Raw genomic sequence first — 22,898 nt, 5'->3', positions numbered from 1 at the left:
CGGTTCTGTATGTTAAAAATCATTGTGTATATGTTAGGGATGACACTTGCTATTGGTGTGACTGCTCAGGAACAGGATATAGACTCATCACCTCCAATCCGGGTTCAGTTAAAGCCGAAGGTGGAGCTTATTGTGTCCAGTGAAATCGCTGGCAGACTCAGTATATATCCTTTGAAAGAAGGTGAGCGGTTTAATAAGGGTGTTGTTCTTGCCGGTGTTAACTGTGATGTTTACCGCGCGAGATTAGATCACGCCAAAGCGAAAGAGAAAGCAGCTAGTCAAAAATACAAGATAGCCAAGCGATTGAATAAACTGGAGTCAATTAGTGTGATGGAAGTAGGTCAATCGGAAGCGGATCTTGAAATGGCGACATCTGAACGTCAAGTCGCTCAGTTGATGGTGAAGCGATGCATTATTAGAGCACCTTTCTCCGGAAGGGTTTCTCAGCGTTTTGTCGAGTCTGGTGAATATGTAACGGAAGGAAAAAAATTGTTGGAGATATACAGTACTCGGTCGTATGAGGTAGAACTGATTATTCCTTCCCGTTGGGTTAATTTTGTTAATGTCGGAGACACTTTTCAGGTTACGCTGGATGAAACTGGTAATACCTACCAAGCCAAAATCATTCGTCTTGGTAGTGTGATTGATGCACTGAGTCAATCTTATAAAGTTTTTGGCGAAATTCAGGCCCATCAGAATTTAGTGTTAATGCCCGGAATGAGTGGTAGCGCTGTATTCAATGTTTCTGACAAAGAGCGTAACGAGCATGAACATGGACTCTGAGCGGGCGATTTCCAGAGGGAATCCTGTTGAATCGGCATTAATGTCTTTGCTGTTGCTGGAGAAGAAGGCCAGAAATGCTTCAAACCTGCCCCAATTGCAGTTCATAATGCTTAATCAGACCCGAACATTAGTTGATTATGATCACCTGATTTTATGGGATCCGCTGCAGAATCGGATTACGGGTGCTTCTGGTGTACCCGAGGTGGATGTCCATGCCCCATTGATTCAGTGGTTAAATAAGCACTGTTCTACTATCGCGAAAACAACCCGGAAGAATGATATTCATCGCCTTGCTACTCATGAGTGGTTACCGTTTGACCGTTCTATGTTTGCAGAGCATTTGTCTGAGGTACTTATCTGGTTTCCGGTAAAAGGTACCGATGGTGAGTTGGTATGTGTGTTACTTTTATCCAGATCTGAGCCTCTTTCTATTCGAGAAGAGAGGTTACTGGATCTTCTGGGTGATTCTTATGGTCATACCTGGATAGCTTTGCGTAACAGTCAAAAGCCAAAACGTTTAAGTCTGCCCGGAAGAAAAAAGTTTTGGGTATCTGCTGTTGTTCTGTGTATCGCTCTGATGTTTGTGCCTGTTCGTCAGTCAGTGCTTGCTCCTTCAGAAATTATATCTTCATCATCAGTTGTTGTACGAATGCCTATCAATGGAGTGGTGCAGCGTCTTAATGTCAGGCCTAATCATTTTGTAAAAAAAGGGCAGTTGTTGATGACACTTGATGCCCGTCAGTTGAATGATCAATTGGCTCAGGCAAGACAACGATTAGCTATATCCAGTGCTGAACTTAGGTTGGCCAGACAACAATCGTTCTATGATGGAAGCCGGAAAGCAAGTATTAGTATTTTAGAGGGACGTGAAAAACTGGCGAAAAGCCAGGTCAGTTATTTGCAGAAAAAGCTTAAACGTACAAGTATATACTCACCTCAGGATGGGATTTCATTATTTGATGATCAAGGAGATTGGATTGGTCGGCCTCTTAATTTCGGGGAGCCGATTATGTTTGTTGCTGATCCCAAGAAAACGCAACTCGAGATTCAATTAGCTGTTGAAAATATGATGGAGCTAAAGCCTGGCGATGAAATTCGTTTTTTCCCCAACAGTAATCCAACGGAGGCTATTTTAGCAGAAGTTAAAACTATTGCTTATCACTCGACTCTACAAAATGATGGACAATATGCATATGTTTTAAAAGGAATGTTCGTCGAAAATAACCATATTCACCAGATGGGTTTGAAAGGAACTGCAAAGCTTTATGGGAAGAAAACCACGTTATTTTATTATCTTTTCCGCAGACCAATTTCTCACCTGCGGTTATGGTGGGGAGCGTTATGATTAGCCCTCCTAATGACGAATTACCATTGCTAAGACAAGAATTACGATTATACCCTGCACCGGAAAGCGAACATGGGTCTTCCCGATGGACTTTGGAAGACCCAATCAGGGGGCGTTTTTATCAGTTGGGATGGCTTGAAACGGAATTTCTTGCCAATTGGTCAATCTCTCCACAAAAAACCCTTAGCCGTATATATGAAACGACAACGTTACGCCCTAATCCGGAGACACTTAATTCTTTTTTACTTTTTTTACGAAATAATCATTTAGTCCAAACTAGTGCTGACACATTAATAAGACAGAAAGAGCAGCAAAGAGAAAGTGAGAGTTGGCTAAAGTGGCTGTTTCGGTATCATCTGGCATTCAGAGTTCCTCTTTGTGAACCCGATGTATGGCTTGGTAAAACATTACCGGTTGCCTTACCTTTTATGTCCAGGTTTTTTTTTCAAATTAGTGTGTTGGCGGCCATCGCCGGGTTCTGGCTGGCATCGAGACAATGGGAGTCATTTATACATGGTTTCTCTTATTTGTATTCTGCTGAGGGAGCTGTCATATCGGTAATAACCATCATCTTAGTAAAAGTGCTGCATGAACTAGGACATGCATTTACTTGTAAGAGATATGGAGCCCGTGTTTCAACAATTGGAATCATGTTTATCCTTTTTTGGCCAGTACTTTATACTGATGTGTCAGGGGCTTGGCGGCTGAAGAGCAGACAACATCGAATTATGATTGGAGCCGCGGGTATTTTTACTGAAATGGTTATTGCTGCCTGGGCCTTACTTATATGGAATTTTACAGATGAAGGAATAGTTAAAAGTGTGCTATTCACATTATCAACGACATCTCTGTTTCTTTCACTATCAATTAATCTGAGTCCACTGATGCGTTTTGATGGTTATTTTATTCTTTCTGACTGGTGCAATATGCCAAATATGCAGCCCAGAGCATTCGCTATGGCCCGTTGGGCAATCAGAAAGTGGATGTTTGGCTGGAAGACAAAACCTCCTGAACGTTTTTCAGCGATGAGGACCAGGGGGGTTGTAATTTATGCACTTTCGACATGGATTTATCGTTGCACTTTATATTTCAGCATTGCATTAGCGGTTTATCATTTGGTTTTTAAAACGCTTGGAATACTGTTATTTTCAGTAGAAATTGCTTATTTTCTGATATTCCCTTTAGTTCGGGAAGTTCGTATATGGTTAAAAAATTATCAGGAATTTCATATGAATGTAAAAATACTGAGGTTGTTTCTTTTTGTATTTTTCATCTTTTTATTCTTGTTTGTACCGTGGCACCATACCGTTTATGCTCCAGCGGTGTTGATGGCAAAGCAACAACAACAATTGTTTGTTGCCGAAGATGCCATGTTGACAGGGCAGTATGTAAATGCCGGAGATAAGGTAGTTAAGGGACAATTAATGTTTATTCTGATATCTCCTAAATTAGATCAGGCGATAGAGGAACTTAAAATACAGAGCCGTATGCTGGAGAAACAAATCCTTTTTTATCCTTTTGACAAAAAAGCAGCTGCCGATTTACAAATTGTCAGAGATGAATTTTCAATTATAAAATACCGACTGAATGAGCAGAAAAGTCTCAAGGAAAAACTGACAATCCGTGCACCGTATTCAGGTGTTGTCGTTGATTTACAAGAACATATTGCAGGAAGCTGGATGGCAGCAGGCACCGTTTTGGGCAGAGTTGTCGGTGAAGAAGGAACTATTGCGGAAGCTTATATAAATGAAAGGGATATTGCCCGTATTGGTGGCCAAAATAAGGCAACGTTTATTCCTGATGATATTCATCTCAGCCGTTTTTCTTTATCAATTGACCGTTTGGCTCGAGGTGTTTCTACCGACCTTAGTGCTCATCCGGAGCTAAGTTCTTCATATGGAGGACCCGTTGCTACTAAATTGGGTAGGCATAAGCGTATTCCGGTTCCGCAGCAGGCAATTTATCAGGTTTATTTATCGGATGATAGTTCGTTATCTGCTCCCCTTAGCCAGAAAAAGGGAGCAATTGTTATAAAAGGTAAATCTCAAAGTATTATTCATCGCATGTGGAATGGTGTCCTAAAAGTCGCAATTCGTGAATCAGTTATGTGACAGATTCATTTCTACAAGTAATGGTAGCCATCAGACCAGGAGTGCAGTTAGCAAGAGATAGTGTTCCATGATGTCGTTCTGCGACAGCCTGTACAAAGGGCAGTCCAAGACCGAATCCCTTGGTTCCTGATCTTTTGATTCGTTGAAAACGTTCTTTAACTTGTGACAACATATTTTCCGGGATACCTGGTCCTTCATCAATAATCTGAATGTAAGTGGTATCAAGTTGCTGGTTTATGCGTAAGATTATTTTGGAGCTGTCCGGTGCATATTTTATTGCATTATCAAGTAAATTTGCGACAGCCTGAAGAATTAGAGCATAGTCAGCATAAAAAGAATGGTTTTTATTGACAGAGATTTTCAAACTTATGTTGTGTTGTTCAATTAAAGGATCGTAATATTCGGTAACATCTTGCAGTAATTTGACTGAATGTATCGGTTCTCTTTTAAGGGATAATAAGCCATTCTCTACTTCCGTCAATTTCATTATCGCCCGGAATAGATATAAAACCCGATCAATTTCTTTTGCTGCTTCTTCCAGTTCATCCAATGCTTGTCCTTCCACTATTGCCGAAGTATTAATTAAACGATTTTTTACTCTTGTCAGGGGAGTTTTGAGTTCATGAGCAATATGACTATTTGCTGTACGAACCTGTTCCATTAGCTTTTCTGTACGGCTTAATAATAAGTCTGTTTCATCACTCAATCGGCCAAATTCATCATTATAGCCATTGTTCATGACACGAACCTGATGTTTTCCATTGGCATATTCATGCATTACATCCAGGATCTTATTTACTCTTAGCATGTTTCTAATGCTGAATGGTAGACTTATAATTAGTATTGATAGTAATACTGTAAATAATACAGCACCTGTCATAAGGGGTATGATCCGGGTATTATTGAGCATTGGTAAAATGTTATAGGAAGCATAATAATAACCTCCATCACTAAGAGGAACTACAATCCCAAAAAGAACGTGTTTTTTCTTATGAAAAGTAAATTCAGCCATATGTCTGCGTGGCAGCTGGAAAATTGATTTAAGTTCATCAAGGTTTAAGACACTTGTATCTCCATGAAGTAATGCCTTATTTTTATCAAAGGTATAGGAGATCAATTCATCATATTTTTGAGTCTGTTCGTGATTGGTGAGATAGTTGGTAAGTTTGTGGCTATCTTCAAATAGTTTTAGTGAGCTTTTAGCCTTGATATCATCCAGGATCATATTCTTGAGGTGAGTGTGCATAACTTCTTTCAGAAAGTGATCGCTGATAAAAATTGAAGCCGAAGAAATAATCAGACAAAAAAAAGCGACATAAGCGGCCTGACGAAAACTGCTACTGGTAATAATTAACCTGACTGGCATTACTCTGAACCTAAAGCGTAGCCGACAGAACGAATTGTCCGTATAATTGGTGTTTCTTCTTTGTTGATGTTGAGCTTGTTTCTTAGCTTTGACATATGAACATCAAGGATGTTTGTCTGAGGGTCAAACTGGTAGCCCCAGACTCGTTCTAAAAGCATATTCCGAGTTACAGCTTTACCTTTGTGCTCTGCTAACACTTGCAAAAGTTCAAATTCCTTTCCTGTAAGAAGAACTTTTTTTCCCCCTAGTGTTACGTTTCTTTTCTCTAAATTAATAACAACATTACTAACATGTATGTCATGAGTATTTTGTATTTTCGTTGTCCGGTCATGGAGACGTTCAAGGCGGAGTAACAGTTCAATAAAGTCAAAGGGCTTACCCATGTAATCATCTGCGCCGGCCTTTAGCCCATGAATACGGTCTGATATTTGATCGTTTGCTGATAGAATTAGAATAGGAGGGTGTGGTGTATCAACGAGCTGATTCAGAACATCAATTCCATTCATTTCAGGAAGCATATTGTCCAGTAAAACAACATCAAAAACTTCATTTTTAATGAGATTAAGAGCTTGTTTCCCATTATCTGAGAGTTTGCAATTATGACCATATGAATGCAATTTACTGCTTATCCAATGACTTACAGGAAGTTCATCTTCCACAACAAGAACACGCACAGTTAATTCCTTATTTAGACAAGAAATTGATAATGTTAATCTAAATTGTAATGATAATTATTATCAATAGTAATATTGTATCAATAGTAACACTTATGTCAACAAGGTTTATGAATAAAACATTATATTCAAATGGCAAGAATTTCTTCTTTAATAACTTTATCTGACTACCTTTCGACATGTAATTGGTCATCATATCTATCAGGCGCAGCCTATTAGATTCTACTAACCAAAAATATCAAATTTATGATGTTGAGAAATGTTTTATTAAGCATTCTTAATAATTGACCTATTGATATGTAAATGAGAATAACTCTTAATACGGGGTGAGGATTGAGCTTATTTATCATTTTTTATACATAAGGGAATTGATTATGAAATCTAAAATTAAGCAGTTTATCTCTGATGAAAGCGGAGTAACGGCGATTGAGTACGGAATTCTGGCAGCAGCCATGGCCGCTGCTATTGGTGTGATTTTTGGAGCGGATGGTGTCTTTGTGACCGCATTGAAGGAGCGTTTTGCTGCGATTGCGGATCAAATTACTAATACGGCAACGCCATCCGGTGACTAGGTTTGTAAGGAAAGGTGGTTATGCACGATCAGTGGATTCTTTATATGTTGGTGCTTCCTCTTTTGTATGTGAGTATCAGTGATCTGTTTTATCGCAAGATCTATAACCATCTTATTTATCTTCTTCTTGTGATGGTGTTGGTCAATGTTTTTTTGTTTTATCTGGATATGGGTAGTTATGCAGGATTAACAGTCAGACAGATTCAAAGTCAGTTTGAGCTTTCTGTATTAGGTGCTGTGGCTGTTTTGATTATTGGTTTTGCTTTATTTGCTATTGGTCAGATGGGAGCCGGAGATGTAAAGCTGATGGCAGTTTTGTGTTTACTGCTTGGTGGTGAAAATTTGGTAACCTTTTTACTGCTTACGGCATTAGCCGGGGGAGTCTTAGTCTTTTTTATGCCATTTGTCAGAGTTATCGAATTCAGGGGGGCAAAGTGGATATTGAATATTTCAGCATGGTTCCCATTTCTGAAAATCCCGGTACCAGATGCTGCTTATACCAACTCACCGACAACAACTGGTCTTCCGTATGGTATTGCTATTAGCATTGGGGCGGTATTGTCCCTTCTTACTCCATTAACTCATTAGTATTGGTTTTTCTATGAAAGTTTCATCCGTCTTATTTATATCCGGAGCTTTTGTGATAGCTCTTGGTGGAACGTTTGTTATGCGTGGTCTGGCTGAGCCAGCACCAAAAGCCGAGGTGTCTTTACAGCCTGTTGCTGTAACAAGGCCTGCCCATGTCTATACTCCTGTTTTGGTTGCCAGCCGCGACATTCATCCCGGAGAATTTATCGATGGCGGAGCAATTCATTGGCAAGCTGTTAAAAAAGACTATCCCAAAGCTTTGTATTTAAAAAAGGACTCTATAGATTTGGCATCTAACTTTGGTGCAACAGTCCGTAAACTGGTTAAAAAAGGTGATTTATTAACGTATTCATTGGTTGTGAAACCGGGAGAACCAGGATTTTTGGCTTCGGTTTTACATAAAGGAATGCGCGCAGTTGCTATCCCAACTAATGCGGTTGCCAGTAATGCTGGATTAGTGTCTGCTGGCGATCATGTTGATGTTATTCTTGGCTTGAAAAAGGAAAATAATGTCAATGTTTCTGGCGATGATACCTCGTCTGTACAACCTCCAATGCTGGCATCCCAGACATTGGTTACTAATGTAAGAGTTTTGGCTTTGAACAACGTTGTTCGCAGTGGTGTGCAAGTTCGCTCGCAGGATAATAAGAAACGCAAGGATGATAATCAGTATTTTGAAACTGTCACTTTGGAAGTGACGCCTAAACAGTCTGAACGTTTAGCTGTCGCCAGAGAAATCGGTACGCTACAACTTGCTTTGCGGGCTGTCGGAGATAATAACGATATTGTGTCTCTCGCTGACAACAAAACTGGTGTAACCACTTTGAACCAAGTTACTGATATTTATCGTAAATTGAGCTCACCTTCGACTCCGAAAATAGTTCTTTATATGGGAAATAAAGTTCAGGTCGAAGATGTGGCAAATTAATTGATGCCTTCATGAATCGAGAATTTATGATTATTAGGAAATAATTTCGATGAAGACTTTTCATAAAGAAATAAAAAATGCAGCATATTTTATTATTGTCTGCATGATCGGTATGCCTTTGGCATTCGCAGGTCAAAATATAATTCCCAAAATAAAAACTGTGAAAACAACCAATTTTTCCCAGATTGAAGTACACGATACAATACATCTAACGGTTAGCAAAGGACGATTGCTATCGTTGCCTGCCAGAGCGTCAAAAGTATTGGTTGCCAATCCTGATATTGCCAGTTTTCAGATGCCATCATCTACCAATATTTTTGTGTTTGCCAATGAACCGGGAACCACAACACTTTATGCTCTGGATAATCAGGATCGTGTGATTTTGGCAACGCATATTATCGCTGGTTTTGATCTGGAAAGTTTAACAGAGCAAATTAACACTGAAATTGTCGGAGCCGATGTAAAACTTCTTAGTTCAACTGAAAACGGAATCTTGGTTCGTGGTTCTGTTCAGACACCTCAACAGGCTAAACAAGTGATCGATGCTATCACTGCTTATACAGGAGGCGATTCAGATGTAAGTAGTAGTGGGGGCGGTAACGCTAATAGAGGAGGTAACAATGGCGGTGGAAGTAATTCGTCGGTAAGAATTGTTAATCAATTGCATGTTAAGTTATCCGCACAAATTAATATTAGTGTTCGAATTGTGGAAGTGTCTAGAAGTCTGGATACTGAACTCGGTTTTAGTTGGGAATCTTTGCTTGATAACGGCAAATATTTTATACGCAATACCAGCTCTGCTTTGTTCGATGCTTCTACTGGTATCTTTTCCAGCGATTCAGTCTCAAATGCCCTTGCTGGTGGCGCATCCGGTAACCTGGGAGGAGTGTTATCCGCTTTATCGACAAATGGTTTAGCCAGTATTCTTGCAGAACCAAACTTAACGGCAATGTCAGGAGAAACCGCCGGTTTTGCGGCTGGTGGTGAAGTTCCAATTGTTATGATAACCAACAATACAACTTCTATTGATTTTAAGCAGTATGGTGTGATTATGAGAATGACACCGACGTTGTTATCCCCGAACCGTATTAGCCTTCATATTGCTCCGGAAGTCAGCGACTTATCAGATGATGGTGCTATAGAACTGGAGGGTACAAAAATACCAGCTTTTAAAGTTCGTCGAGCAGATACCACCGTTGAACTTGCCAGCGGACAAAGCTTTGCTCTTGCTGGGATGCTTCGGTCGGGTCAGAACCTGACGGTCAACGGTGTTCCCGGATTAAGAAATATACCGATACTTGGCCATCTTTTTGAATCCTCCAGCAATGAGAAGGAGGAAACAGAACTGGTGATTATTGCGACAGCTTATGTTGTAACGCCAACCAATGCTGGTGATCTGCAGGTTCCCGGCAAAGGGATCAAGACATTGGATAATGCTATGCCGAAAAAAGCATCAGCAGGTTATCTTTTCTAAGTATCAGGGAATGTCATTATGTATTTAAGACTTATTTTTATTTTTCTGTGTATATTCCTTACCGGATGTGAACATACGGTAAATCAATTACGTGCCGGAGATGAAGAAGTTCTGACCGGAGAACGTTACCCTATCAACGTTTCTCCTTCAGTTTCTGCCGTTTCTTTGAAATTGACAAATCAAGAGGGTTTAGATGAAGCATCATTTGCAAGCCTTAACACTTTATTGATGAATCAGGGAAGGCTTATAGACCAGGTGATTTTGATTCAACCCTTTTCAAGCGATGGTGAACAATTTGCGTTCAGGTTGAAATCGACCCTATTAAAGGCTGGGGCAAAGCAAGTAAAAGTTCAGCCCAAAATTTATGATTCAGGTAAATCTCAATGGGATCTACGTGTCCAGTCACAGGCTATGGTCGTTAGTATTCCAGATTGCCAGATTCATGATGCGGGACAGTGGGCTATTTCTCCATATGAAGCGATTGGTCCATTAGGATGTGCAACAAGGTCTAATTTAGCCCGTATGGTTGCTGATCCGAGAGATTTGATCCGTTCAAAACCTCTGGATAGCGCGGATGCAGTAACTTCAGTCGGTGCAGTAGAACGTTATTACGAAGATGATTTAAAAGAACTTCTGGACATCGACTTCAATGAAGACAATTAACCGTTGAGATTAGACCATGAGCGAAGACAATTACAAATACAATACAGAAGAACTTGAATCTGTCATGTTATTTACCCCGGATAAGGATGATGCTGCTATTTATGTAGATGATTTCAGCCGCCTGAGTCTGGACTGTGAAGGTGTTGTGCAAGGGGGCGTGGATGATGCTATAAAATGGGTAAAATCCCATGCTGTTCCTTCTGCTATTCTTGTGGATATTGATGGTGCCGAATGTTTGTCCGAATCAATTTACGAATTATGTTCTGTCTGTGGGCCAACATGTAAGGTGGTTGCTATTGGCACCGATACCACTGCTAGTCTGGATCTTTATCGAAATTTATTGGCTCAGGGTGTTTTTGATTATTTGGTTAAACCTGTAACGCTTGATAGGTTTGCAAATCTTTTCAATTGTGTGAAAACAGGGAGAATTGGAGAAATATCGTCCGGTCGAACTATAGCCGTTACCGGTGTAAAAGGTGGTATTGGGACATCTTTAATTGTTCTGGGTATAGCGCAAATATTGTCTAATGAACGTCGTATTACGACAGGGTTGGTTGATTTTGATCGTACGAATGGATGTCTGGGATTGTTATGTGGCTTGCAAGACGAAGACGGACTGAGTGGTGTGCTCAGGTCGGATAGTATCGATACACGGTTCCTATACCGTTCAATGAATACCATTTCCGATAAGTTATCGATTTTGAGTCAGGCTCCTGATTATTTTTCGGTACAGGAAGCTATCGATCAAGAGCATATTTTGACTTTGGGTTCAACGCTTTGTCAGATGTTTAAGCAGGTGGTATGGGATTTACCCTCCAGTCAGCCTGATGGTTCATTAGATGTTCTTGCTTGCGCTCATACAAGGATTATTGTTGCAGATTATACGGTGATATCAGCACGTAATACGCTGCGTTTGTTAAAAGAAATCGGTGATGAAACGGATGGACAGCGCATTGTTATTGTATGCAATGAACATCGTCAAAATAGCCGACTCATAAGCCGCCTTGAATTCGAGCAATTTATTAACAGAAAAGTTGACATTGAATTGCCATTTGCCGGTAAATCGATTGAGCAAATGTTGCTGAAGGGAGCACTAAATCTTCAGAAAGTTCCTTTATTTAATGAATCCATCTCTTCTCTTGTTGATCTGATCTGTGGTTATCGTTCTGCTTCTAAAGGACGACGACGGCTTTTCCAGCGATTTATATTGCCGTTTGAGAGGAAAGCATCATGATCATCAAGCATTCACGTCGGAAAATTCATGAATTAGTTAAAGAGCCTGTGATCAATAGTCAACAGGATGACATTGTTGCAAAAAATAATTGGGAGACTCAATCCACGACATCGGATAAAAGTCAGGCAAGCAATAATATGCGATTGATTCGGGATCATTTATATGAACAAATTGATCCGTTAAAAGTGGCATCTATGGCTCCTGAGAAATTGCATCAGCGGATTAACGATATGATTCGCGAAATTTGCGATGTTCATCGTTTACAGTTTTCTGCTGATGAAGAGCATCACGTTGGTGAGGTGATGTTCAATGAGATGATCGGTATTGGCCCAATTCAACCATTGTTAGCGGATGACTCGATAAACGATATTTTAGTGAATGGCGCCGGTCAGGTCTTTGTTGAGAGATTTGGCAGATTAGAATTGACACCAATTCATTTTATTGATGAAGAACATGTATTTAACATTGCTCAACGTATAGCAGCCAGAGTAGGCCGGCGGATCGATGAAACTCACCCCATGGTCGATGCAAGACTGGAAGATGGAAGCAGGGTTAATATCATTACTCATCCTCTTGCTCTTGATGGGACGACAATTTCTATTCGTAAATTCATGCGTCGGAATATGTCGCTTGAAATTCTGGCAGAACGTGGCGCTATGTCTTCAGATATGGTTGAAGTTCTTCGACGAGCGATGAGTGCCCGCCTGAATGTAATCATTTCAGGGGGAACAGGTGCTGGTAAAACTACACTACTTAATGCGTTGTCGCAGGGTATCAGTAATGATGACCGGATTATCACGATTGAAGATGCTGCGGAACTCCAGTTACAACAAATTCACGTAGTTCGACTTGAAACTCGTCCGGTAAGTGCAGAAGGTTCCGGTAAAGTTGATCAAAGAGATTTAGTGAGAAATGCTCTGCGTATGAGGCCTGACCGTATTATTTTGGGAGAAGTCAGAGGTGCCGAAAGTTTTGATATGCTGCAGGCTATGAATACTGGTCATGATGGATCTCTGTGTACGGTTCATGCTAATACGCCTCGTGATGCCATTATGCGTCTTGAAAACATGGTCATGATGGCCAATATGCAGCTCCCTCTGGAGGCGATTCGCAGGCAGATCGCCAGTGCTATCGATATCATTGTTCAGGTAGAGCGTATGTGTGATGGAGGACGACGAGTAGTTTCTGTTACGGAAGTTTGCGGTATGGAAGACGATATTATTCAGACTCAGGAACTATATGCTTATACCATTCATGAAATTGATCATAAGGGGAAAGTCCATGGTGAATATATTTCCAGTGGAGAGCGTCCCGGGTTTTACAGCACTCATAGTCATTTTTTCAGGGAGAATGCGTGATGAAATTAGATGGACTAACACTGATCATATTTGCTGGTTTATTTGGCATTCTTGTCGGTGTCCGTTATCTGATAGCTGTGTATTCTGAGCGTAAAGAAAGGGCCCGGTATTTATCACAGTTGAAGCAGTTATCACTTGGAATGGTCAGTAATCCAGACCAGCCAGTTGATGACGGCCTGATGAAAATAATGAATGTAACAAGGTTTCACTCGTTACCTCTTGTCGGTTCTCTTATTAAACGGTTGTGGACAGATTTAGAGATATTAGGTTGGCAGGAACATATATGGAAAAGAAGTCTATTTTTGTTTATTCCTTCGTTTCTTATTTCTCTGGCGATAAGTAAAAGTTCAAAATCCCCATTTGCTATGTCTTTGGTATTAACTCTGACTTTCTTCTTTGTTTCTGTGGGGCTGATTTATTTTCGGGCAATGGGTAGGCATTTAGAAGAGTTTAAACAGAATTTGCCTCAGGCAATTGATGCCATTGTCAGAGCTGCCAGAGCGGGAGTCCCCGTGACTAACACATTTTCAATGGTTGCAGATAATCTGCCCGGGCCTTTAGCTTCTGAATTTTTGTTAATCGATAACTGGCTGAAGGTGGGTGTTCCTTTGAAAGATGCGATGAGAGATTCTTCTGTACGGGTGCCGCTAAATGAGTATCGTTTTTTTGTTGTAATTCTAATCATTAATCAGGAAACAGGCGGAAGGCTGAGTGAAACACTGGCTCGCTTAAGTGATACATTGCGGGCACGTCAGGAACTGGCTTTAAAAATAAAAGCAAAAACATCAGAAGTGCGTGCATCGGCTTCCATTGTTGCACTACTTGCCCCTTTGTCACTGGCGTACATGTATTTTAATTCTCCGAAAGATTTCCTGTTTCTGCTAAATGATGAAACAGGAAATAGTGTTCTTATTTATGCAGCCTGTAGTGTGGGCCTGGGTCTGTTTATAACTCATTACATGATTAAGAGGGTCATCCGATGAATGGAATAGTGCTGATAAATGTTGGATTAGGCTGTTTTCTTATGGCATTGGGGATGATTTTTATTGGTTTATATTTCCATATAAAAGCTCCCAAGCTCTCGGATAGGTTGGGTAATTCTCAGGAAGTGAACGATTCTGTTAATGATGAAATCTCTCTTGTTAACGGACCGTCTTTATTTCAACATTTTGTTTTTTTATCCCGCCTATCTGAGATCGGTGAGGCAATGGCAGGAACACAAACAGATCGAATGAAAGTTTACCGTTTGCTTGCAATGGCTGGTTTTCATGATCGTCGTTATATTGGTCTGTACACTATCGGGAAATATTTCTTAGGCATTGGTTGTATTGCGTTATTTTTGTTGTTCGGCCTGGATGCAGGACATCGTTTAAGTATGATGGGGCTTGCCGGAAGTTTGATGTTACTGTTTCTGAGTTCCTTTTTGATTGAAATGTGGATGAAAATCCGGGCATCGAAAAGAGGAAAACTATTGTCTGACAACCTGCCAGATGCGTTGGATCTCATGGTTATTTGTGCGGAAGCTGGTTTGCCATTGGCGAGGATACTGAATGTTGTGTCTAAAGAGCTTTCTTTTTCCGCACCGGAGGTAGCAGAAGAATTGGGGTATACGCATACTGAGATGCAAATTTTAAACGACAGAAAACGGGCTCTGGTGAATTTAGCAGATCGTTGTGGTGTCGAAAATGTAACGGCAATGGTATCCACATTAGTACAGGCGGAGCGTTATGGTACACCGTTGTCCCAAGCTTTGAAAACGATATCTGAGGAAAGCCGTAAGGCTCTGGTTTTAAATCTTGAAGAAAAAACAGGTAAGTTACCCGCGCAGCTCAGTGTTCCGTTAATGACTCTAATTTTACCTCCTGTTATAGCTATGATGGGAGCACCAGCGATGGTTAGGATTGTTCGCTTGTTAGCCAGTTAATATTTCAGAGAAACAAAATGCAAAAAATAATTTTATTAATTGTCTGTGTTATGGTGCTGCTTTCCGGATGTAGTCAGAAATCGGTTAAGCCTGTGCATACAATTGAAAATACAAATATACAATTACCGGAAATGGCAACAGAAGCACTGAAACTAGCCCATCTATTGAGAGATAACGGTCGTTATAAAGCAGCATTTGATGTTTATAAGAACATGGATGAAAAAAAAGAGTTAAATAGAGCATATTTACTGGAATATGCAACGGTAGGCTCTCTGGTTATTCAGCCTTCTCAGGTTATTACTTTGTATAAAAGAGCGGAAAAAGAGTTCGCCGGTCACGAGACTAATGAGGAGCGGGAAGCTCTTTGTGTAGGTTTGGGTCGGGCTTATTTAAAGGTGGCTCAGAGAGATAAAGCTGAGTATTACCTTGATTGTGCTCTGCAAGTTAATCCTAATAATGTTACTGCTTTGAACGGGGCCGGTGTCATCAGAAGTTATCGCGGTGAAGTTGATAAAGCTAAAACAATGTTAACAAAGGCATTAGAAATACAACCTGACAATATGATGGTATTAAATAATCTGGCGATGACTTATTTGTCATCCGGCAATTATTCTAAAGCAATAGATTTACTTATCACTCAGGAGAATATTTTGCCCATGTCCGGGCGTTTGAATCTTGCACTTGCGTATATATTGAATGAAAGAACGGACATGGCTCGTGAATTGCTCAATAGGTATACCGATAGCAATCGGACGGAAGATATTATTAACCGATTTGAGCTTATTTGTCAGCGTATAAAGAATGGTAGCTCAGTGAACTCAGAACTGACTGTATTGACTCATAATCCACTGACGTTAGTCGGAGATAAATCGTGAGGTCAATACTTAAAAAGTTTCGTCAATATCAGCAAGGAATTGTATCTGTAGAAACTGCGCTTATTTTTCCTGTTTTGCTGTTTATTTTGGTCATGTTTTTTGAGTTGGCCAGAATTGCGCTGATTATTGGTGTGGTTAATTTATCATTAGAGAGGGCTGTACAAAATTTTCGGCAGGATGATCACTTTTATTCTTTGGGTGAATCTGAATTATCTAATATTGTAAAAGAAAGGATAATTCGGTATTCATTTGATTTAGTTTCAAAAGATAATCTGGATTTAAAATTAAACGCCTTTTCTGATTTGGGGGATTTCTCCGGTAATCAATCGTCTGAATCAGACTCTGACAGTGGAAATGATGAGGAAACCAGTTACGCATATGCTCCGATATTGAGTCTTAATTTAACCTTACGTCAGGATTTTATTACGCCATTACCTGAGTTATTTGATTTGGGAGCTTCTTATCAGCATGAGTTCCAGCAAATACTTGGAGATATTGTCATTAACGGAGATGACTAGTTGATGGGAAATAGAGTAAAAAACTGTCGGGGACTGGCAATGATTGAATTTACTCTGTCGCTCGGAATGCTGTTAGTAGCTATTTCAGTTGTGGCTGACTTATATTCAATTAACCGATTGCGAGGGGACTATGACAGAATTTCACATACCTTGTCATCCGTTCTTTCTGTTCAAAGTTATATAGCAGCAACGGATTTGGATTATCTGCTTGATAAGATGCTGCCCGAATCTGAAATAGGGTCCTATGAATTAAATATATATAAAGTCAATCTTGACCGTAGCTTGGCTTGGAAGCCCTTTCGCCGTGGAGATTTGACAAATATCTGCCCATCATTGGTTTCGGAGGGGTATTTTATCGGCGAGATGCCAGAAGAAGATAGTGAAGAAGATTCAGTTTCTTTAATCGTTGTTCAGCTTTGTCGTGAATCTGATGGTTTAACTCCGATGTCATTACTTATTGAAAATAAGGTGATAGATGTAGTGGCACATAACCGTATGCAATACCGAACTATTGAACTGGATGATAAATTATCGGAAGAGTTATCTATAGAAGATGGCGATGATGAATAACTTACACTGAGAGGGAACTATGAAACGTTGGATTTATAAACTGATTGCGGTAATTAGTTTGGGAATGGCTGTATTAGGTATTATTTTACCCGGACTACCTGCAACAGAATTTATTCTTTTAGCTGCCTGGGCTGCGGCCAAAGGTTCTCCGAGAATTCACTCATGGATTATGTCATGGTCTTATTGTCGGGAGATTGTTGAAAACTGGCAAAACGGTAAGGTTGTTTCCCGGAAAAACAAAATACATTCTGCGCTATCAATGACCGCATGTTTTGTTATTTTGCTGATAGCAGGAGTACCACAGACATTTGTCATTATAGCTTTGTTGGGAATGTTAGTTGGAAGCTATTTTATATGGATACGACCTGAGTTGCCTTCGCACCAGTAATGCACTGTTATAAATGTCCGTGAATTATAAAGATAGTTTATCGTGTCGTAAGTGAAATTAAATTCAAATTATTTACATTACCACCAAAAATGAAAATCTTATATGTTATTCATATAATTTATATGTATGAGAGGTAAAGACAGCTTGTTGAGGTGGTTATATGAATAGATTGGGGTTTAAAACAACTCTTGTTGTGACAATGGCTTTAATAACAGCACTTGCGGTGGGAGTGTCTAATTTTATTAACTATCAAAGTATCAGTTCGGAATTTAAGCGACTTGTTTACAGTGATACCCAACAAAGAATTCATGTAGAACGTAATCTTCTCTCTGAATTTGTAAAAGCCAGAGCAAATAGTGTTAGTAATCTTGCTGACGATTATCGAAAATATAATTATACGGCGAATCATGCAGAGCGGATGCGCGTTGCCGCTATCTCAGGCCATATTCCTAATTTGACCATTGGATTTTCTAATGGTGATGCATATTGTGCGGCTGAGGTTCCTGGGTGGGATAATTTTAAAAACCCGCCGACTTATGATCCAACTAAGAGACCATGGTTTATTGATGGTATGTCTGCGACAGGATTAATTTATACTGAGCCCTACGAGGATGCAACAACAAAAGAACTGATGGTTAGCATTGGGAAAAAAGCAGGAGATAATGCTGTTATCCTGGCCGACATTCCATTAGCAATTCTAACTGAAGCTGTTGAGTCCTTTGATATGAAGGGGCTGTAGCCTTAATTATCGATGATAATTCAACCGTTCTGGCCAGTACATCTCCTGTGGTTAAGATGGGTCAAAAAATGGATTCATTTTCATCATTAGTTAATGTTACCAATGAAGTTAAACGTCACGACGTAGCTATTACGGATTATCATCTGAATGGAGTTGATAAAGTGATGTTTTCGGAAGGTTAAAATATGGTGACAAAAACTGGTATCTGATGGTTGGTTTGGATAAGAGTGTTGTATTTGAAAGTCTTAATACCATAAAAAAACAAACGTTATTATTAACGATTTCTAGTGTCTTGCTGAGTGTTGTTTTCACTATATTAGTACTCAATACTTTGTATCGTCCTATTCTGGCACTGAATGCCGCCATTGAAGCGGCCCGGGCCGGAGAGCAGGGACGAGGCTTTGCTGTTGTTGCAGATGAGGTCAGAGCATTGGCAAGCCGGACTCAATCCAGTACTGAAGAAATTGAGAAGGCTCTCGAAAGATTACTGGCGGGTAACAGCAATGTGGTTAAATTGATGGAAAGTACTCAAACAGCCAGCCAGGAAACGTTTGAGAGTACTGAAGAGGTCAGTTCAACGCTGGAACAGCTGAATCATCAGGTTAATAGCATTAAGGATCTGAGTATTCAAATTGCGACCGCAGCAGAAGAACAAAGCAGTGTTACGGAGGAAGTAAACCAAAATATGTCGGCGTTGAATGATATCGTTTCGAAGCTGAATGATAATGGTCGTCAGGTATCCGAACAGACCAATGATATTGATTCAATGAATCACCGGCTGGTTTCCATTGTCAGTCAGTTCAAATTAAGGTAAACCCCTGTCCATCAGCTCTTTATTTGCATGATAGTAATAAAGAGCTGATTAACCATTTGATTCCAGATTCCAGATTCCAGATTCCAGATTCCAGATTCCAGATTCCAGATTCCATTTTTACTGTATTTAAATTTCTGGATACTGTTTTTCTATACAGTAAAATTTGATAAATCAAAGAGTGATGCTATACTGTACATATGTACAGAAAGTGGGTGAGGTAGCTTATGTTATGGGAAACCATTGAACGTGTTAACCGCATGCGTCAGAAGGCGATGTCCGATCCTGAATTTCATAAAACGGCTCAGGAGCATGCTAAAACGCTGGAATTTGTCGAACAGGAGTTTGAATACCGCCGGATTCGCAGAAAAAAAACTAAGCTGAAAAAACCGAAATCTCTGGCCGATATTTATCAAAAAACGTCCGCAACAGATGATGAAAATCCGTCTGGGATTGAACACTAATCTGTAAATCTCAAATATCAGTCGGGATATTGAGAGCGAATATCGATAAACTGACTGAAATTATTCAATAAAAGGTCTGTCAGGTCTGGATCAAACTGACGACCTTTTTTTTGTTCGAAAAACGTTCTTACTTCTTCCGTTGACCAGGCTTTTTTATAACAACGATTACTTAGTAAGGCATCAAAGACATCTGAGATTGCTGTTATTCTCGCAAACAGATGAATATCCTTGCCGGATTTTCCATCAGGGTAGCCATTCCCATCCCAATGCTCGTGGTGTTCTAAAGCGATGATGGAGGCATGTTGAAGAATGTTGCCATCACCGCTATTCAGCAGTTTATATCCGTAATTTGTGTGTTTTTTCATTATCTGCCATTCATCGTCTGTCAGCTTTCCGGGTTTATCTAAAATGGCTTCGGGAATAGCTATTTTACCGACATCATGCATCGGACTAATAATTTCAAGAATGTCACATTGCTCTTGTGGTAAGCCATTTAATTGTGCCAGTGTTGATGACACTTTTGCGACTCTTCTTACGTGATTGCTTGTTTCTCCGGAGCGGCTTTCGATGGCTTCCCCCAGTACATTAAGCAGGTTTTTCTGTATTAGCAGTTCTTTATTTTGAAGCGCTACAATTTCCTGATTTTTTTCATGGAGCAACTTTTTTCTTCTTAAGGATACTACCAGGAGACTGATAATGAACAGAAGAAGAACACAAACAGTGGCACTACTATATAGAATTTTCTTCTGATGTCGTTCAAAAATATTGGTTGGCTTATTGATAATTAATGAGTGCGCCGGCAGTGAATTAATATCGATGTCGTGTCTTTTTAACGCCTGATAATCAAATATGGGACGAAATGTTTGAATTTTGGTGGGAGCAGGTATTGTTAAAGAGGAAAGTTGATTAGTAATAATATTTACCGCAGTAGTACCTAATTGATAAGAACGTGTTGCATATCCACCTACAATCCCATGTTGTACATAGAACTCCCATAAAACAAAGACCGGCGCTTTGCTATATTCACCAATGGCATGAGCAATGTTTTCATACTCATAGTAAACGTCGTTTTTTATTTCTGTATTATAATGACCAAGTAAAACCGCGTCCTTAGACGAGATTTGTTTTAGCTCGGATATTGTGTCACTTAATGTATGGTTATGAAATTCAATCAGTTTAATTTTTGGGTATTGGTTTAGTAAATTGTTTAGCTTGTTTTTTATATATATTGATGAAGCCGAATCGTCAGACAGCAGATAAAGTTTACGAATATTTGGTCTAATCTTTTGGATTAATTTGATATTTTCTTTTAGGTGAATTTCTGTATTAAGTATAATTCCTTTGTTTGTGATCGATGTCAGTTTAGCGGTGGGATTGCCTATTCCCACAGCAACAGTCGGCAGATTTTTTAAGTTGGTTAAGTCAAGTGAATTCAGAAGGTTCAACGCGGTATCATCTGTGACAATAATGGCATCAAACCGATAGTTTAAGTATTTTTCTTTGATGTACTGACGTACGGATGACAGATAGGCCGGGTTATTAATTCGTTTTGCATCCAGGTATTCAAGAGACAATCTGAATTTGAATTCACTTTGGCTGATCGCTTCTTGTATTCCTTGTTGAGCATCACTTGTCCAGGGATAAGAAGGGTCATAAGAGTGCAGAACAAGAAGGTGTTTATACTGAAGATCATTGAGGTTATGAGCTTGCACAGAAAAGGCAATTGATGCATATATGAAAATCAGGGTGAAAAATAAACGGCAAATTACCCTGAACATTATTGATTCATTAAAAAGATAACTATGAACAAAGTTGAATTTTATTTTTGGGCGGTAACATACCACTATAAAAGACCCCGACTCAATATTGATGTTTAGAAACTGATTAAATTATAGATAAATTTAATGGTTTACCACAAAACATACTATCTGGTTACTTAAATAAACATGCCTGATGTGAGCATCAGGCATAGAGGGCTATTGAATGGGGAGACCTAAGGTATTTTAATTACGCATGTGCTTTAGGTCTTTGTGTCAGGAAAATAAACGGAGTTAACACAAAGAAAATGCCCATCAACGTTGTGAATAGATCGATGGTTGACATCATATACCCCTGACCTGTGATAATCCCATTGAGTGTCATTAATGTACTGTGGGCATTATTATGTTGTAACTCCGGAGCGACTAATGGATTGTAGGGAGTAATTTGCTCTGCCAGAATGGCATGGTGCACGCTTGCATTACGCGTCCATATCCATGTAGTTAATGATGAAGCAAAACTGGCTCCGATAGTCCTTATAAATGTGGATAAAGACGCAGCATCAGAAACATCTGAACCATGCAAATCGGATAACAGAATAGTCGTCATAGGCATAAAGAATAACGAAATACCGATACCCATAAACAGCTGAATTATGGCAATCGTAAAGTAATCGACATCACTGTTGAACTGAGCCCGCATATAACAGCTGGATCCGATAACGATGAATGACCATGCTGCGAGTTTTCGCATATCGAACTGGGTTCCTAATTTTCCTAATATGGGGGTCAGAAATAGAGGGAGTACCCCCATAGGGGCTGCCGCAAACCCTGCCCATAAAGCAGTATAATTCATCTGACTCTGAAGCCATTGAGGTAATATAAGGTTAATACTGAAAAAACCAGCGTATCCAAAAGTTAAAATAATGGTTCCGATGCAGAAGTTACGATTGGCAAATAAACGTAAATTAATAATGGGGTCATCATCGGTTAGTTCCCAAATAACCATGAAGACAAGCATAATAACAGCAAAAACCGATCCTGCGATGATCCATACGTTATTAAACCAATCCAGTTCATTTCCTTTATCTAATACGATTTGAAGTATTCCGACACCTAACGCCATGGTTGAAAGGCCAACAATATCGAATTTTGAATTCCGCATGTTTTCCTGAGCAGGACGGTCTTTTAACTGACGTAGTACGACGATGACAGTAAAAATACCAATAGGGATATTAATAAAAAATATCCAGGGCCAACTATAGTCATAGGTTAACCATCCCCCCAGAATTGGACCGACTATAGGGCCGACTACGGCAACCATCCCAAGTAAAGCAAGAGCCATGCTGCGTTTTTCTTTGGGAAAAATGGACATCAGTAACACCTGACTCATAGGAAATAATGGTGCTGCTGCCAGACCCTGTAACGTTCTGAATATCACCAATTCCCCCATCGACTGGGAGACACCGCACAGAAAGGAAAACAGACTAAACGCAATAAGTGCACCGACATAAAGTCTCACTTCTCCTATTCGACGACTTAGCCAGGACGTAATTGGAAGACCTATGGCGTTACTGACAGTAAATGACGTAATTACCCAGGTCCCCTGATTCAGGCTGACACCCATGTTTCCGGCAATGGTAGGTAGTGATACGTTTGCAATCGTCGAGTCTAATACTTGCATAAATACTCCCAACGATATGGCAAAAACGCATAGAGCCATATTAGATGGTTGGTAGCTTTGAGGTTGACTCATA

General features: G+C 39.9%; 22 protein-coding genes and 1 pseudogene. 19 read left to right on the top strand and 4 right to left on the bottom strand.

The annotated features are described in order from the left end of the window. Nucleotides 1-9: 9 nt before the first annotated feature. The 3 genes from LRQ06_RS18905 to LRQ06_RS18895 are packed head-to-tail and all read left to right on the top strand — an operon-like array spanning nucleotide 10 to nucleotide 4,239. On the top strand, nucleotides 10-783 hold the full coding sequence (locus tag LRQ06_RS18905; protein ID WP_232768598.1) for an efflux RND transporter periplasmic adaptor subunit: 774 nt from the start codon (nucleotides 10-12) through the stop codon (nucleotides 781-783). Next, entirely contained in the window at nucleotides 773-2,128 is a 1,356-nt protein-coding gene (locus LRQ06_RS18900) for an efflux RND transporter periplasmic adaptor subunit (protein WP_232768597.1), read from the top strand. Before LRQ06_RS18905 ends, LRQ06_RS18900 begins: the two co-directional genes overlap by 11 nt. Beyond that, nucleotides 2,125-4,239: a site-2 protease family protein gene (locus tag LRQ06_RS18895; RefSeq protein WP_232768596.1), complete on the top strand. Its 2,115-nt coding sequence runs from the start codon at nucleotides 2,125-2,127 to the stop codon at nucleotides 4,237-4,239. The genes LRQ06_RS18900 and LRQ06_RS18895 overlap by 4 nt, the downstream gene beginning before the upstream one ends. On the opposite strand, the gene LRQ06_RS18890 is transcribed toward LRQ06_RS18895, so the two are convergent. Together LRQ06_RS18890 and LRQ06_RS21150 are read right to left on the bottom strand one after the other, a co-directional pair. After that, nucleotides 4,232-5,485, bottom strand: coding sequence for a HAMP domain-containing sensor histidine kinase (locus LRQ06_RS18890; RefSeq protein ID WP_232768595.1), 1,254 nt, complete (start codon nucleotides 5,483-5,485; stop codon nucleotides 4,232-4,234). The genes LRQ06_RS18895 and LRQ06_RS18890 overlap by 8 nt on opposite strands. Before the next feature lie 119 nt (nucleotides 5,486-5,604). Then, entirely contained in the window at nucleotides 5,605-6,279 is a 675-nt protein-coding gene (locus LRQ06_RS21150; RefSeq protein ID WP_232768594.1) for a response regulator transcription factor, read from the bottom strand. A gap of 374 nt (nucleotides 6,280-6,653) precedes the next feature. Between LRQ06_RS21150 and LRQ06_RS18880 the strand changes: the two genes are divergently transcribed. From LRQ06_RS18880 to LRQ06_RS18805, 16 genes and pseudogenes are all read left to right on the top strand, one after another. After that, complete coding sequence (locus LRQ06_RS18880) at nucleotides 6,654-6,851, top strand: Flp family type IVb pilin (protein ID WP_232768593.1); 198 nt, start codon at nucleotides 6,654-6,656, stop codon at nucleotides 6,849-6,851. A 20-nt stretch (nucleotides 6,852-6,871) separates the two neighbouring features. Beyond that, on the top strand, nucleotides 6,872-7,438 hold the full coding sequence (locus tag LRQ06_RS18875; protein WP_232768592.1) for an A24 family peptidase: 567 nt from the start codon (nucleotides 6,872-6,874) through the stop codon (nucleotides 7,436-7,438). A gap of 13 nt (nucleotides 7,439-7,451) precedes the next feature. Beyond that, on the top strand, nucleotides 7,452-8,366 hold the full coding sequence (gene cpaB / locus LRQ06_RS18870; RefSeq protein WP_232768591.1) for a Flp pilus assembly protein CpaB: 915 nt from the start codon (nucleotides 7,452-7,454) through the stop codon (nucleotides 8,364-8,366). 49 nt (nucleotides 8,367-8,415) lie between these two features. After that, nucleotides 8,416-9,840 carry a type II and III secretion system protein family protein gene (locus LRQ06_RS18865; RefSeq protein ID WP_232768590.1) on the top strand — a complete coding sequence of 475 codons (1,425 nt, stop codon included), beginning with the start codon at nucleotides 8,416-8,418 and terminating at the stop codon, nucleotides 9,838-9,840. Between the two features lie 18 nt (nucleotides 9,841-9,858). Next, nucleotides 9,859-10,503, top strand: coding sequence for a CpaD family pilus assembly lipoprotein (locus tag LRQ06_RS18860; RefSeq protein WP_232768589.1), 645 nt, complete (start codon nucleotides 9,859-9,861; stop codon nucleotides 10,501-10,503). A 16-nt stretch (nucleotides 10,504-10,519) separates the two neighbouring features. Beyond that, nucleotides 10,520-11,737: a CpaE/TadZ family protein gene (locus LRQ06_RS18855; RefSeq protein ID WP_232768588.1), complete on the top strand. Its 1,218-nt coding sequence runs from the start codon at nucleotides 10,520-10,522 to the stop codon at nucleotides 11,735-11,737. Further along, nucleotides 11,734-13,095, top strand: a complete 1,362-nt coding sequence (locus tag LRQ06_RS18850) for a TadA family conjugal transfer-associated ATPase (protein WP_232768587.1) — start codon at nucleotides 11,734-11,736, stop codon at nucleotides 13,093-13,095. Before LRQ06_RS18855 ends, LRQ06_RS18850 begins: the two co-directional genes overlap by 4 nt. Beyond that, nucleotides 13,095-14,078: a type II secretion system F family protein gene (locus LRQ06_RS18845; protein ID WP_232769015.1), complete on the top strand. Its 984-nt coding sequence runs from the start codon at nucleotides 13,095-13,097 to the stop codon at nucleotides 14,076-14,078. Before LRQ06_RS18850 ends, LRQ06_RS18845 begins: the two co-directional genes overlap by 1 nt. Beyond that, complete coding sequence (locus LRQ06_RS18840; protein ID WP_232768586.1) at nucleotides 14,075-15,019, top strand: type II secretion system F family protein; 945 nt, start codon at nucleotides 14,075-14,077, stop codon at nucleotides 15,017-15,019. Before LRQ06_RS18845 ends, LRQ06_RS18840 begins: the two co-directional genes overlap by 4 nt. Before the next feature lie 17 nt (nucleotides 15,020-15,036). Next, nucleotides 15,037-15,894, top strand: coding sequence for a tetratricopeptide repeat protein (locus LRQ06_RS18835; protein WP_232768585.1), 858 nt, complete (start codon nucleotides 15,037-15,039; stop codon nucleotides 15,892-15,894). Continuing rightward, nucleotides 15,891-16,412 carry a TadE/TadG family type IV pilus assembly protein gene (locus LRQ06_RS18830; protein WP_232768584.1) on the top strand — a complete coding sequence of 174 codons (522 nt, stop codon included), beginning with the start codon at nucleotides 15,891-15,893 and terminating at the stop codon, nucleotides 16,410-16,412. Before LRQ06_RS18835 ends, LRQ06_RS18830 begins: the two co-directional genes overlap by 4 nt. A gap of 3 nt (nucleotides 16,413-16,415) precedes the next feature. Further along, nucleotides 16,416-16,982: a hypothetical protein gene (locus tag LRQ06_RS18825; RefSeq protein ID WP_232768583.1), complete on the top strand. Its 567-nt coding sequence runs from the start codon at nucleotides 16,416-16,418 to the stop codon at nucleotides 16,980-16,982. Nucleotides 16,983-17,001: 19 nt separating this feature from the next. Then, entirely contained in the window at nucleotides 17,002-17,370 is a 369-nt protein-coding gene (locus LRQ06_RS18820; protein ID WP_232768582.1) for a YbaN family protein, read from the top strand. Nucleotides 17,371-17,530: 160 nt separating this feature from the next. Further along, the gene (locus LRQ06_RS18815) at nucleotides 17,531-18,109 is read left to right on the top strand and encodes a PDC sensor domain-containing protein (RefSeq protein WP_232768581.1); all 579 of its coding nucleotides are present in this window, start codon (nucleotides 17,531-17,533) and stop codon (nucleotides 18,107-18,109) included. Nucleotides 18,110-18,452: 343 nt separating this feature from the next. After that, a pseudogene (locus LRQ06_RS18810) lies at nucleotides 18,453-18,923 on the top strand (methyl-accepting chemotaxis protein); the annotation flags it as partial. A gap of 224 nt (nucleotides 18,924-19,147) precedes the next feature. Continuing rightward, a complete protein-coding gene (locus LRQ06_RS18805) occupies nucleotides 19,148-19,384 on the top strand; it encodes a hypothetical protein (protein ID WP_232768579.1) in 237 nt (78 codons plus the stop codon). A gap of 17 nt (nucleotides 19,385-19,401) precedes the next feature. Here LRQ06_RS18805 and LRQ06_RS18800 read toward each other — a convergent pair whose 3' ends face one another. Together LRQ06_RS18800 and LRQ06_RS18795 are read right to left on the bottom strand one after the other, a co-directional pair. Then, a complete protein-coding gene (locus LRQ06_RS18800; protein ID WP_232768578.1) occupies nucleotides 19,402-21,162 on the bottom strand; it encodes an ABC transporter substrate binding protein in 1,761 nt (586 codons plus the stop codon). A 229-nt stretch (nucleotides 21,163-21,391) separates the two neighbouring features. Next, nucleotides 21,392-22,864: a DHA2 family efflux MFS transporter permease subunit gene (locus LRQ06_RS18795; RefSeq protein ID WP_257794131.1), complete on the bottom strand. Its 1,473-nt coding sequence runs from the start codon at nucleotides 22,862-22,864 to the stop codon at nucleotides 21,392-21,394. Nucleotides 22,865-22,898 lie beyond the last annotated feature (34 nt).

The organism is Vibrio salinus (genome assembly GCF_021272385.1).
GTDB classification, from domain to species: domain Bacteria; phylum Pseudomonadota; class Gammaproteobacteria; order Enterobacterales; family Vibrionaceae; genus Vibrio; species Vibrio salinus.
Note: the sequence above shows the minus strand (reverse complement) of the source record. Positions and strands in the feature narration are given on the sequence as shown.